This is a genomic window from Kitasatospora sp. NPDC008050 (assembly GCF_042957465.1).
In the GTDB taxonomy this organism is placed as follows: domain Bacteria; phylum Actinomycetota; class Actinomycetes; order Streptomycetales; family Streptomycetaceae; genus Kitasatospora.
Genome location: NZ_JBIBIJ010000022.1, coordinates 65,530 through 77,412, shown reverse-complemented (window position 1 = coordinate 77,412; position 11,883 = coordinate 65,530). Strand labels below are relative to the sequence as shown.

Genomic DNA, 11,883 nt, shown 5'->3' with positions numbered 1-11,883 from the left:
GTCGGTCGACGGGTCGGACGGCTGGCCGGACGACGGTCCGGACGACGGTCCGGTCGGCTGGTTCTCGGCGCTGAGAGCCATGGGTTCTGCTCCTGACACGTTCGGGGCGGACCCGGCGGTCTGGTTCTCCGCGCGGCGCCTGCGATGACGTCACTATCCTCGTAAAGGTATGACTTATTCAAGGTCCCGACATCAAATCGTCATACTTGTCGGCGTGCCCATGCCGGTCCTCTAGGCTGAGCGGATGGAGATCCAGGGACTGCCCGGCAAACTGCTCGCCGAGCTCGGGCCGGCGATCGCGGCGGGCGAGATCCCCGAGGGGGCGGTGCTGCGGATCGAGGAGCTGGAGGCGCGGTTCGGGGTGTCGCGCACCGTGGTCCGCGAGGCGGTGCGGATCCTGGAGTCGATGCGGCTGGTGGCCTCCAAGCGGCGGATCGGGATCACCGTGCAGCCCCGGCGGGACTGGGACGTCTTCGATCCGCTGGTGATCCGCTGGCGACTGGCCGGCGCCGACCGCGCGGCCCAGCTGCGCTCGCTCGGCTCGCTGCGCGTGGCCGTCGAGCCGGCCGCCGCCGCGCTCGCCGCGCAGTACGCCACCGCCGACCAGTGCCGTGAACTGAGCGCGCTGGCAGTCGAGTTGACGGTCACCGCACGGGCCGCCGACCTGGTCTCGTTCCTGCGGCACGACATCGAGTTCCACGCCACCGTGCTGCGCGCCTCCGGCAACGAGATGTTCGCGCACCTGGGCGACACCGTGGGGGCGGTGCTCACCGGGCGGACCGAGCACAACCTGATGCCGCACCAGCCGCGCGCCTACGCCGTGCAGTTGCACCGGGAGGTGGCGGAGGCGATCTGCGCGGGCGCGCCCGAGCGGGCCGAGCAGGCGATGCGCACCATCGTCACGGGCGCGCTGGCCGAACTGGCCACGGAACTGGATGCCGCGCCGGTCGCCCAGCCGGGGCAGCAGCTCTGACACACGCTGGGGGCGTGCGCCCGCCTCGCGGTTTTGCGCCGGGCGCGGCGGGCAAACGGTACATACGGGCGCGCCAGACCGCCCGGTTCGATCACCCGGGGGTTGCCACCGATGTCCGCTGCACGCCGACGGATGCCGGACGAGGTGCGCGCGGCAGCCGTGCGCACCGTGCTCTTCGTGGCCTTCACGCAGGTCGGCCTGACCGTCGCCACGCTCGCCTCGCTCGCCCATGCCCGGCGGACCATGGCGGTGGCACTGCTGGTCAGCGGGGTGGGCGTGTTCGGGATCCTCTGGTGCCTGCTGGAGATCGTGATCGCCCGTCAGATCGCCGCCCAGCGCCGCCGCGGACCCGGGCGCGACTCACCGCTGACCGGCAGCCGCCCTCCCCGCTGACTCGACCACGCGGGGCGGACGGCGCGGCGATCAGCCCTGCGCGCCGACGGCGACGGCGTACTGGGACGGCCAGCGGCGCTCGACGCCCAGCTCGCGCGCGGCGTGCTGCGCCCAGTAGGGGTTGCGCAGCAGCTCACGGCCGAGCAGGACGACATCGGCGCGCCCCTCGGCGATGATCTGCTCCGCCTGCGTGGCCTCGGTGATCAGCCCGACCGCGCCGACCGGCAGCCCGGTGGAGCTGCGCACCTGCTCGGCGAACGGCACCTGGAAGCCGGGCGCGACCGGGATCCGCGCGCCCGCCACCAGTCCGCCGGTGGAGACGTCCAGCAGGTCGATGCCAACGGCCTGCAGCGCCTTGGCCAGGCGCACGGTGTCCTCGCCGGTCCAGCCCTCCCGCTCGTCCTCGGGGTTCTCGGTCAGCCAGTCGGTGGCCGAGGTGCGGAAGAAGACCGGCAGGTCGGCGGGCCAGACGGCACGGACCGCGGCCGAGACCTCCAGTGCGAACCTGATCCGGTTCTCGAAGGAGCCACCGTAGGCGTCGGTGCGGTGGTTGGAGTTCGGGGAGAGGAAGGAGTGGGTGAGGTAGCCGTGCGCGCCGTGCACCTCGACGGCCTGGAAGCCGGCCGCCAGCGCCCGCTCGGCGGCGGCCGCGAAGGCGCGGACGATCTCGCCGATCTGCTCGACGGTCAGCTCGTCCGGGTCCGGGTGGCCCTCGAACGCCTGCGGGCTGGGAGCCACGGCGCGCCAGCCGCCCTCGCCCTCGGGGATCGCCTGGCCGCCGACCCACGGCGAGCGGGTGGACGCCTTGCGTCCGGCGTGGGCGAGCTGGATCGCGGGCACCGAGCCGTAGCCGCGGATCGCGGCGGTCACCCGGGCCAGCTCCTGCTGCTGCCGCTCGTTCCACAGGCCGAGGTCGAAGGGGCTGATCCGGCCCTCCGGCACGACCGCGGTCGCCTCGGCCATCACCAGGCCGGCGCCGCCGGCGGCCCGGCTGGCCAGGTGGGTGAGGTGGAAGTCGGTGACCACTCCGGTCTCCGGACCCTCGGCGGCAGCCGAGTACATGCACATCGGGGCCATCCAGACCCGGTTGGGGACGGTCAGTCCGCGCAGCGTGATGGGCTCGAACAGGGCAGACACTCAAGGCTCCTAGCGGTCGGGTCCGGTCGGATCGGCCAGTACGGGAATGATCGTACTACGGAAGACCGACTCTGTACGAGACTATTCGTACAGTAGGACGATCGACAGGGTCGACAGCAGGGGCGCCCGGACCTGCGCCATCCGGCTCGCCCACGATCGGGTGACGCTTTGGGCGCGCCGCGTAACCTCCTGATACCCCTGTGCGTCGTGATCTCCCTGCGCATCCGCGCGGCGCTCTACGCCGCCGCCCTCGTCCTGCTCGCCGTGCCCACCCCCGCGCAGGCGCGGCCCCTCGACACCACCCGGCCCACCGGCCCCGCCGAGGCGCACTGTCGGCAGCAGTACGGCCCCCTGAAGGCCGCCCCCGACGGCCCGCCCTGCCGACCACCGCACCGGACGCGCCCATCCGGTGTCGCCTGAGTCACATTCCGAAATCCGACCTGACGGACCGTCAATTCGACTGACGGTCCGTCATTCTTCTTCCCCCGCGCCTTCGATGAGATCTGATTCGACGTCAGCTTCGAGCCGATCACGGCAAGTTGGCCACTTCGGCCACCCGACGAACGGTGGCGCACCGGACTACCATCGATGGGTTGTTGTGCTCACCACCAGCCCCGGCCGGCCGAACGGGCGGCATCCTCGCAGGTCAGCGGGGATGGTGGGAGCCTGGTGGGGGACGAGGGATGAGGACCGGATGGCTGTCATGACGCAGATCAGCACCCAGGGTGACCGGCAGGAGCCGGCCGCCCCCGGTGGCGAACTCGCGCGCTTCGGCACCCGGCCGGCCCCCGCGCCGCGCACCCTGGTCGACCTGCTGGACGCCACCGTGCGCGCCCACCCGCAGGAGCCCGCCCTCGACGACGGGCGCACCCAGCTCAGCTACCGCGCGCTGGCCGCCGAGGTGGCCGCGCTGCGCCGTCGGCTGACCGCCGCCGGTGTCGGGCTCGGCGACCGGGTCGGCGTCCGGGTCCCGTCCGGCACCAACGACCTCTACGTCGGGATCCTGGCGGTGCTCGCGGCCGGCGCCGCCTACGTACCGGTGGACGCCGAGGACCCGCAGGAGCGCGCCGACCTGGTCTTCGGCGAGGCCGAGGTGACCGCTGTGCTGGGCGCGGGCGGCGAGCTGACCGTGCTGCGGCCCGGCAGCGGCATCGACCGGCGCCCCGGCCCCGAGCAGGACGCCTGGATCATCTTCACCTCCGGCTCCACCGGCAAGCCCAAGGGCGTGGCCGTCACCCACCGCAACGCCGCCGCCTTCGTGGACGCCGAGGCCGCGCTCTTCCTGCAGGAGGAGCCGATCGCGCCCGGCGACCGGGTGATGGCCGGTCTCTCGGTCGCCTTCGACGCCTCCTGCGAGGAGATGTGGCTGGCCTGGCGGCACGGCGCCTGCCTGGTGCCGGTGCCGCGCGCACAGGTGCGCGGCGGCGCCGACCTGGGCCCCTGGCTCGCCGAGCAGGAGATCACCGTGGTCTCCACCGTGCCGACGCTGGCCGCGCTGTGGCCCGCCGAGTCGCTGGGCGACGTCCGGCTGCTGATCTTCGGCGGCGAGGCCTGCCCGCCCGAGCTGGTCGAGCGCCTGGTCACCGAGGGCCGCGAGGTGTGGAACACCTACGGCCCGACCGAGGCCACCGTGGTCGCCTGCGGCGCGCTGCTGACCGGCGAGGGCCCGGTGCGGATCGGCCTGCCGCTGGACGGCTGGGAGCTGGCCGTGGTCGACGAGGCCGGCCTGCCGGTGCCGATGGGCGGGAGCGGCCAGCTGGTGATCGGCGGGGTGGGCCTGGCCCGCTACCTGGACCCGGCCAAGGACGCCGAGAAGTACGCGCCGCTGGAGTCGCTCGGCTGGCAGCGCGCCTACCGCAGCGGCGACCTGGTGCGCGCCGAGCCCGAGGGCCTGGTCTTCCTGGGCCGCGCGGACGAGCAGATCAAGCTCGGCGGTCGGCGGATCGAGCTGGGCGAGGTGGACGCGGCGCTGCAGGCGCTGCCGGGCGTGGCGGGCGCCGCGGCGGCCGTGCGGACGGCACGCGGCGGCAACCAGCTGCTGGTGGGCTACCTGGTCACCCAGGAGGGCTTCGACCGCGAGGCGGCGGTGGCGAAACTGCGCGCCGAACTGCCGGCCGCGCTGGTGCCGCTGCTCGCGCCGGTCGCCGAGCTGCCCACCCGCACCTCCGGCAAGGTCGACCGCGACGCGCTGCCCTGGCCGCTGCACCTGGGCGACACCGGCCCCGTCGAGCAGCTCTACGGCACCGAGGCCTGGCTGGCCGAGCAGTGGAGCGAGATCCTGGGCGTGCCGGTGACCAGCGCACGCGACGACTTCTTCGCGATCGGCGGCGGCAGCCTGGCCGCCGCCCGGCTCACCACGCTGCTGCGCACCCGCTACCCGTCCGCCGCCGTGCTGGACATCTACCAGCAGCCGGTGCTGCGCAAGCTGGCCCGTCACCTGGAGCGCTCGGGCCAGGGCGACGGCGCCACGCGCGAGATCGCGCCCACCCCGCTGCGCGCCAAGCTGGTGCAGCTGCTGCTGCTCGTCCCGCTCTTCACCCTGGTCGGCCTGCGCTGGACCACCGCGCTGCTGGCGCTCGGCAACGTGCTGCACTGGTTCGGCCGCTACCCCTGGGCGCCGACCGCCTCGTGGTGGCTGCTGGGCGCGTCCGGCCTGCTGCTGTTCAGCGCGCCGGGCCGGCTCGCGATCGCGGCCGGCGGCGCGCGGCTGCTGCTGCGCGGGGTGCGGCCCGGCAGCTACCCGCGCGGCGGCAGCGTGCACCTGCGGCTGTGGACGGCCGAGCGGCTGGCCGAGTACAGCGGTGCCACCGAGCTCTCCGGCTCCTGGCTGAACCGCTACGGGCGGGCCCTGGGGGCGCGGATCGCCGAGGACGTCGACCTGCACTCGCTGCCGCCGGTCACCGGCATGCTGCGGCTCGGCAAGGGGTGCGCGGTGGAGGCCGAGGTGGACCTGTCCGGCCACTGGCTGGACGGCGACCGGCTGGAGATCGGCGCGCTTCGGGTCGGCTCGGGCGCGGTGATCGGCACCCGCAGCACGCTGCTGCCGGGCGCGCGGGTCGGCAAGCGGGCCGAGGTGGCCCCGGGCTCCGGCGTCACCGGGCAGGTCCCCACCGGGCAGCGCTGGGCCGGGGCGCCCGCGGTCAAGCTCGGCAAGGCGGAGCGCGCCTGGCCCGAGCAGCGGCCGCCGCACCTGCGGCGCTGGTCCGCGGTGTACGGGCTGACCGGCTTCGCGCTGAGCGCGCTGCCGCTGCTGGCCGCGGTGCCCGCGCTGCTGGTGGCGCTGCGGTTCGTCCCGTCCACCGGTGGGCTCGGCGCGGCACTCGGCGGCGCGCTGCTGGCCGTCCTCCCGGCCACGCTGGCCTACGGGCTCTGCTACGCGCTGCTGGTGCTGGCCGCCGTCCGGCTGCTGAGCCTGGGCCTGCGCACCGGCCACCACCCGCTGCACGGGCGGGTCGGCTGGCAGGCCTGGACGGTCAGCCAGCTGATGGACCTGGCCCGGGAGACCCTCTTCCCGCTCTACGCGGGCCTGGCCACCCCCGTCTGGCTGCGCCTGCTGGGCATGAAGGTCGGCCGGCGCGCCGAGGTCTCCACCGTGCTCGCGCTGCCCAGCCTGACCACGGTCGGCGAGGGCGCCTTCCTCGCCGACGACACCCTGATCGCCCCCTACGAGCTGGGCGGCGGCTGGCTGCGGATCGGCCGGGCCGAGATCGGCCGCCGCGCCTTCCTGGGCAACTCCGGGATGACCGCACCCGGGCGCGCCGTGCCGGACCGGGGCCTGGTCGGCGTGCTGTCCGCGACCCCGAAGAAGGCCAAGAAGGGCAGCTCCTACCTCGGCATGCCGCCGGTGCGGCTGCCGCGCGCCGCCGACACCGCGGACCAGAGCCTGACCTACGACCCGCCGGCCCGGCTGCTCTGGGCCCGCGGCCTGGTCGAGGTCTGCCGGCTGGTCCCGGTGCTCTGCTCGGCCGCGCTCGGGGTGCTGACCGCCGCCGCGCTCTGCGCGCTGGGCTCGCCCTGGCTGATCGCGCCGCTCTGCGGCGTGGTGCTGCTGGCGGCCGGGACGCTGGCCTGCCTGGTCTCGCTGGCCGCCAAGTGGCTGCTGGTCGGCCGCTTCCGGGCGGTCGAGCACCCGCTGTGGAGCTCGTTCGTCTGGCGCAACGAGCTGGCCGACACCTTCACCGAGGTGCTGGCCGTGCCGTGGCTGGTCGGCGCGGTGCCCGGCACGCCGGTCATGACGCTCTGGCTGCGCGGTCTGGGCGCCCGGATCGGAGGCGGGGTGTGGTGCGAGAGCTACTGGCTGCCCGAGGCCGACCTGGTCACCCTGGGCGAGGGGGTCAGCATCAACCGCGGCTGTGTCCTGCAGACCCACCTCTTCCATGACCGGATCATGCGCATGGATACTGTGGTGCTGCGTGCGGGTGCCACCCTGGGCCCGGGTGGGATCGTGCTGCCCGGCAGCACCATCGGCGCCCGCAGCACGCTGGGTCCGGCCTCCCTGGTGATGCGCGCCGAGTCCGTCCCGGCGGACACCCGCTGGCTGGGCAACCCGATCGAGGCCTGGCAGGCCTGAGGCGCGGGACCGGGATCTCGGCATGAACGGTACGGAAGAGCAGGGAGCGATCGCAGCGGTGGGTGGCAAGCAGGTCGACCCCTATTTCCCGAACAACGGCGACCCCCGCTACCGGGTGCACCGCTACGAGCTGACCCTGGACTACCGTCCCGGTCCCAACCGGCTGGCCGGGGCCGCCCGGCTCAGCGCGCTGGCCGGTCCCGAGCCGCTGCGCGAGTTCACCCTGGACCTGGCCGACTTCCGGATCGGGCGGGTGCTGGTGGACGGCAAGGCCGCGCACTACGCCCACCGGGGCGGCAGGCTGCGGATCCGCCCGGCCCGGGTGCCGGCCGCGGGCGCCGCGTTCACCGTGGAGGTGCACTACAGCGGCAACCCGAGGCCGGTGCGCAGCGACTGGGGCGGGCTCGGCTGGGAGGAGCTGACGGACGGGGCCCTGGTGGCCAGCCAGCCGGTGGGCGCGCCGTCCTGGTTCCCGTGCAACGACCGGCCCGCCGACAAGGCCTCGTACCTGATCTCGATCACCACGCCCTCGTCGTACGCGGTGGTCACCGGCGGCCGGCTGCTCACCCGCACCACCAAGGCCAGCAGCACCACCTGGGTCTACGAGCAGGCCGCGCCCACCGCCAGCTACCTGGTCGGGATAGCGATCGGCGCCTTCGAGCGGGTGCTGCTGGTCGACGCCGAGCCCGGCGCGGTGCCGCAGGCCGGGTACGTGCCCTTGGCGCAGGTGTCGCGGTTCGCCGCCGACTTCGGACGGCAGCCGCGGATGATGCGGTACTTCACCGAGCTGTTCGGGCCCTACCCGTTCGACGCGTACGTGGTGGTGGTCGCCGACGAGGAGCTCGACGTCCCGGTCGAGGCGCAGGGCATGGCCTGCTTCGGCACCAACCACGTGGACGGGGCGCGCGGTGCCGAGCGGCTGGTGGCGCACGAGCTGGCGCACCAGTGGTTCGGCAACAGCGTCACCGTCGCGGACTGGCGGCACATCTGGCTCAACGAGGGCTTCGCGAAGTACGCCGAGTGGCTCTGGGCCGAGCACGCGGGCGGCCGCAGCGCCCAGGCGCACGCCGCCGAGGCGCACCGGATGCTCGCCCCGCTCCCCCAGGACCTGTGCCTGGCCGACCCGGGCCGGACGCTGATGTTCGACGACCGCCTCTACGAGCGCGGCGGCCTGACCGTGCACGCGCTGCGCGTCGCGCTCGGCGAGGAGGCGTTCCACCGGATGCTGCGGGACTGGGCGACCGGGCGGCGGCACGGGGTGGTGACCACGGCGGACTTCATGGCGCACGTCCAGCGGTACGCGGCCGAGCCGCTGGTGGAGCTGTTCGACGCCTGGCTGTTCGCCGGGGCGCTGCCGCCGCTGCCGGTGCTGGGCTGACGGAGCGGGCCGCGCGCTGACCGCGCGCTGACCGCTCGCGGCCCCGACCGGCTGCGACTCAGACCGGCTGCGACTCGAACTTCTCGCAGCTCAGACCGGCTGCGGCCCAAACTTCTCGCAGCTCAGACCGGCTGCGGCTCGACGGCCCGCGCCGGCTGCCTCCGGACCGGGCGGGCCACCTGTTTGGCCGGGCATGCGGGCAGCCCTGTTGTGGCGCCCGCGGTGCGGCGGCGGTAGGCGCTGGGCGGCATGCCGATCAGCTCGGTGAAGCGGGTGCTGAAGGTGCCCAGCGAGGAGCAGCCGACCGCGAAGCAGACCTCGGTGACGCTCAGGTCACCGCGCCGCAGGAACGCCGCCGCGCGCTCGATGCGACGCGTCATCAGGTACGCGTACGGCGACTCGCCGTACGCGAGCCGGAACTGGCGGCTGAGGTGCCCGGCCGAGATGTGCGCGCCGCGGGCCAACGCCTCGACGTTCAGCGGCTGCGCGTACTCCCGGTCGATCCGGTCGCGGACCCGGCGCAGCCGTGCCAGATCGCTCAGGCGCTGCGCCTCGGCGCGGGCGCGGGCCCAGGCGGGGTGACACATGCGAGAACTCCCCTCGTCGATCTCCGTGAGCGCCACCAGGTCCGGCGCATCCCTCAGCGCAGTTCCTGGATGCGGATCAGGTTGCCCGCAGGGTCGCGGAAGGCACAGTCGCGGATGCCGTACGGCTGCTCGGTCGGTTCCTGGACCACCTCGGCGTCGGCGGCCTGCACCTTCTCGAAGGTGGCGTCGAGGTCCCGGGTGGCCAGCAGGATCCAGCCGTAGGTGCCCTTGGCCATCATCTCGGCGATGGTGCGGCGCTCGTCCTCGGTGATCCCGGGGTCGACGGCCGGCGGTGCCAGCAGGATGGAGGTGTCGGGCTGACCGACGGGGCCGACGGTGATCCAGCGCATCGTGCCCTTTCCGACGTCGCTGCGGACCTCGAAGCCGAGGCTGTCGCGGTAGAAGGCGAGCGACGCGTCCGGGTCGTCGTGCGGGAGGACGCTGGTATGAATGGTGATGTCCATGGCCGCCATGCTAGGTCTGGCTCGACGGCCCGCGCTTCTCGAAAACTGACCGGTCCGGCCGTCCGGCGTGCTGCCCGCATTCAGGCGGCCGGCGGGTTGAAGCGGGAGTAGCCGGGCTCGGTCCAGCGCAGCGGGTGAGCGCCGCGCAGCTCCACGACCTGGCGCACGGTGAACTCCACCAGCCGTTCGGCGCCCGGGACTTCGGCGATGTGCGTCGGGTCCCAGTCGGTACGGGCGGTGCCGGTGAGCTGGAGGGTGGTGCCGGTCTCCCAGTCGACGAAGAGCAGGCCGGCTGCGGGGTTCTCCTGGAGGTTGCCGAGGGTGGCGAACATCGCGTTGCCGAGGTAGTCCGGGAAGACCAGCCGGTCCGGGCCGAGCACCCGGACGAAGCCGGGGTTGCCGCCCCGGTGCGAGGCGTCCGGTCGGCCGCCGCGGTCGGCGGTGGCGATGAAGAAGGTGTCGACGGTGCCGATGTCGAGCTGCTGACGCACCGTCAGTGTCTGCCCGTGCAGCGCTGTCACGGGGCTCGGGGTGGCCGGCTCGGCGAAGCCGAAGTCCCGGGTCTGGATGTACTTGGGGCAGTTGGAGAAGACCTGGGCGAGGGTCAGGTGCAGGCCGGCGGCGGTGGGGGTGGCGCGGCCGTTCATCCGCATCCGGCGGCGACGGGCCGGTTCGATGGCGATACTGCCGACCTCGGCCGGCGCGGCGAGGACGTCCGCCAGGGGGTCGCCGGGCACCGGGCGCGCCTGGATCGCGACGGTGTCCGGGGTGTCGGCGTCCGGGCCGTCGCCGTCCGCGAGGCCGGCCACCGGATGCTCGGCGTGCAGGAACCCGGGCCGGCCGGTCAGCAGGCCCGCCCAGACCCGGCCCTCGGCATCGGTCGCGCCGACCACGAGCATCGGTTGGGCGGTGAGGAACTCCGCGGCGACGGCGGGCATCCGCCGGTGCTTGGTCGGACCCGAGTAGCCGGCGCGGGCGAACCCGGCGCGGCGGCGGACCAGTTCCTCACCGGAGGCATCGGGGGCGGGGTGGTCGGCGAGAGTGTTCACGGCTGCCTCCGGGAATGGTGGGCGCGATGGCGACGGTCTAGAAGAAACCGCAGGTCGGGGCGGTGCCGCTCGGGGCGGCGCCGGCACCGGCGATGGACGCGGTGTAGATCTCCAGGCGAGTGCCGTCCGGGTCGGTGAAGAAGATCCCGCCCGAGGCGGCACCCTCCCCGTGCGGGACCACGCCCTCGTGCTCGAACTCGGCGCCCAGCGCGCGCAGCACCTGCTCGGCCCGCAGGACGTCCTCGATGTCCGGCACCTCGAAGGAGAGGTGGTGCAGGCCGGGCGCGGCGGTGGAGAAGCGGCCCTCGCTCTGCTGCCAGAGGGTGACCATCAACTGGCCGTCGCGGCCCAGGAAGTGCCACGGACGCTCGGAGTCGGTACTGCGGTTGACCACCTCGAAGCCGAACACCCGCTGGTAGAAGGCGCTGGACCGGTCGAGGTCGGTGACGTTGAGGCCGATGTGGCCGGTCTTCAGGCTGGTCAGGCCGGTGCTCCGGGCGGTTTCGGTGGCAGTGCTCTGGGTCATGGCGGCGGCCTGGGTCATGGCGGTGGCTCCTCGCGGGGTCCGGAACGGGCGGAAGGCCGGGACCGGCCTCTCGCTAACCTCTGTGATCGAGTATGGGGGTTATAGAAAGTGGACGTCAACCGGCAACGGTGCAGTTTGCCGGTTAGAATCAGGAGGTCACGCGAGAAGAGGAGCCCGATGTCCCAGCAGGTGCCGCCGCAGGACCCGCGTCCACTGCCGGGCGAGCCGCTCAGCCTGGACCTGCTCAACACCCGCTGGAACAGCGGTGGCAGTCCGCGTGACCTGCTGGACTCCGTTGCCGGGCTGGCGACTTGGCTGGAGCTCAACGGCCTGGCCGAGCGCACCACCGCCGACCGGGCCACGCTCGACGCGGCGCACGCCGCCCGCGCGGCGATCGCCCGGCTGGTGGACCACGGGGACGGCCCGGAGGCTCGCGCGGCACTCAACGCCGTTCTCGCGCACGGTTCGATCGACCGCCGGCTCGGCCCGGACGGCCCGGTCGACCAGGTCCGCACCGACGACCCCGCGTGGCTGCCGGCCTGGCAGGCCGCCGCCGACTACCTGCGCCTGCTCGCCGAGGCGCCCGAGCGGATCCGCTCCTGCGCGCACCCCGACTGCGTGCTGCACTTCCACGACATCTCGAAGAACGGCACCCGCCGCTGGTGCTCGATGGCCTCCTGCGGCAACCGTGCGAAGGCCTCACGGCACTACGCCCGCAGCAAGCCCTCCTGAAACGGCGTGCTGCGCGCCGCGGGACCGGTAGCCTGCCCGCCCCCGCCCCCACCCCCGCCCCCGCTGAACGCGCT

11 protein-coding genes are annotated in these 11,883 nt (G+C 73.9%); 6 read left to right on the top strand and 5 right to left on the bottom strand.

Features of this window, described 5'->3' with window-relative positions:
• The first annotated feature begins 244 nt into the window (after positions 1-244).
• Positions 245-973, top strand: coding sequence for a FadR/GntR family transcriptional regulator (locus tag ACFZB9_RS31930; protein WP_391453022.1), 729 nt, complete (start codon positions 245-247; stop codon positions 971-973).
• 111 nt (positions 974-1,084) lie between these two features.
• Positions 1,085-1,366: a hypothetical protein gene (locus ACFZB9_RS31925; RefSeq protein ID WP_391453021.1), complete on the top strand. Its 282-nt coding sequence runs from the start codon at positions 1,085-1,087 to the stop codon at positions 1,364-1,366.
• Positions 1,367-1,396: 30 nt separating this feature from the next.
• Here the strand turns inward: ACFZB9_RS31925 and ACFZB9_RS31920 are convergent, their stop codons facing one another.
• Positions 1,397-2,503, bottom strand: coding sequence for an NADH:flavin oxidoreductase/NADH oxidase (locus tag ACFZB9_RS31920; RefSeq protein WP_391453020.1), 1,107 nt, complete (start codon positions 2,501-2,503; stop codon positions 1,397-1,399).
• A 207-nt stretch (positions 2,504-2,710) separates the two neighbouring features.
• On the opposite strand from ACFZB9_RS31920, the gene ACFZB9_RS31915 reads away from it, so the two are divergent.
• The 3 genes from ACFZB9_RS31915 (at position 2,711) to ACFZB9_RS31905 (ending at position 8,451) form a co-directional block, all read left to right on the top strand.
• Complete coding sequence (locus tag ACFZB9_RS31915) at positions 2,711-2,923, top strand: hypothetical protein (protein WP_391453019.1); 213 nt, start codon at positions 2,711-2,713, stop codon at positions 2,921-2,923.
• 283 nt (positions 2,924-3,206) lie between these two features.
• Positions 3,207-7,073, top strand: a complete 3,867-nt coding sequence (locus ACFZB9_RS31910; protein ID WP_391453018.1) for a Pls/PosA family non-ribosomal peptide synthetase — start codon at positions 3,207-3,209, stop codon at positions 7,071-7,073.
• A gap of 22 nt (positions 7,074-7,095) precedes the next feature.
• Positions 7,096-8,451 (top strand): M1 family metallopeptidase, encoded by a 1,356-nt coding sequence (locus ACFZB9_RS31905; protein ID WP_391453017.1) that lies wholly within the window; start codon positions 7,096-7,098, stop codon positions 8,449-8,451.
• 122 nt (positions 8,452-8,573) lie between these two features.
• Here ACFZB9_RS31905 and ACFZB9_RS31900 read toward each other — a convergent pair whose 3' ends face one another.
• The 4 genes from ACFZB9_RS31900 to ACFZB9_RS31885 all read right to left on the bottom strand — a co-directional run bounded on the left by ACFZB9_RS31900 (position 8,574) and on the right by ACFZB9_RS31885 (position 11,077).
• Positions 8,574-9,038, bottom strand: coding sequence for a helix-turn-helix transcriptional regulator (locus ACFZB9_RS31900; protein ID WP_391453015.1), 465 nt, complete (start codon positions 9,036-9,038; stop codon positions 8,574-8,576).
• Positions 9,039-9,091: 53 nt separating this feature from the next.
• On the bottom strand, positions 9,092-9,502 hold the full coding sequence (locus tag ACFZB9_RS31895; protein ID WP_391453014.1) for a VOC family protein: 411 nt from the start codon (positions 9,500-9,502) through the stop codon (positions 9,092-9,094).
• Between the two features lie 80 nt (positions 9,503-9,582).
• Entirely contained in the window at positions 9,583-10,551 is a 969-nt protein-coding gene (locus tag ACFZB9_RS31890; RefSeq protein ID WP_391453012.1) for a pyridoxamine 5'-phosphate oxidase family protein, read from the bottom strand.
• A gap of 37 nt (positions 10,552-10,588) precedes the next feature.
• Complete coding sequence (locus tag ACFZB9_RS31885) at positions 10,589-11,077, bottom strand: VOC family protein (RefSeq protein WP_391453093.1); 489 nt, start codon at positions 11,075-11,077, stop codon at positions 10,589-10,591.
• 177 nt (positions 11,078-11,254) lie between these two features.
• Between ACFZB9_RS31885 and ACFZB9_RS31880 the strand changes: the two genes are divergently transcribed.
• Positions 11,255-11,809, top strand: coding sequence for a CGNR zinc finger domain-containing protein (locus ACFZB9_RS31880; RefSeq protein ID WP_391453011.1), 555 nt, complete (start codon positions 11,255-11,257; stop codon positions 11,807-11,809).
• Positions 11,810-11,883: the final 74 nt, after the last annotated feature.

Bases quoted from the DNA above. Each gene is read 5' to 3' on its own strand.
- ACFZB9_RS31930 (WP_391453022.1), top strand. From the start codon at position 245: ATGGAGATCCAGGGACTGCCCGGCAAACTGCTCGCCGAGCTCGGGCCG.
- ACFZB9_RS31925 (WP_391453021.1), top strand. From the start codon at position 1,085: ATGTCCGCTGCACGCCGACGGATGCCGGACGAGGTGCGCGCGGCAGCC.
- ACFZB9_RS31910 (WP_391453018.1), top strand. From the start codon at position 3,207: ATGACGCAGATCAGCACCCAGGGTGACCGGCAGGAGCCGGCCGCCCCC.
- ACFZB9_RS31905 (WP_391453017.1), top strand. From the start codon at position 7,096: ATGAACGGTACGGAAGAGCAGGGAGCGATCGCAGCGGTGGGTGGCAAG.
- ACFZB9_RS31900 (WP_391453015.1), bottom strand. From the start codon at position 9,038: ATGTGTCACCCCGCCTGGGCCCGCGCCCGCGCCGAGGCGCAGCGCCTG.
- ACFZB9_RS31895 (WP_391453014.1), bottom strand. From the start codon at position 9,502: ATGGACATCACCATTCATACCAGCGTCCTCCCGCACGACGACCCGGAC.
- ACFZB9_RS31885 (WP_391453093.1), bottom strand. From the start codon at position 11,077: ATGACCCAGAGCACTGCCACCGAAACCGCCCGGAGCACCGGCCTGACC.
- ACFZB9_RS31880 (WP_391453011.1), top strand. From the start codon at position 11,255: ATGTCCCAGCAGGTGCCGCCGCAGGACCCGCGTCCACTGCCGGGCGAG.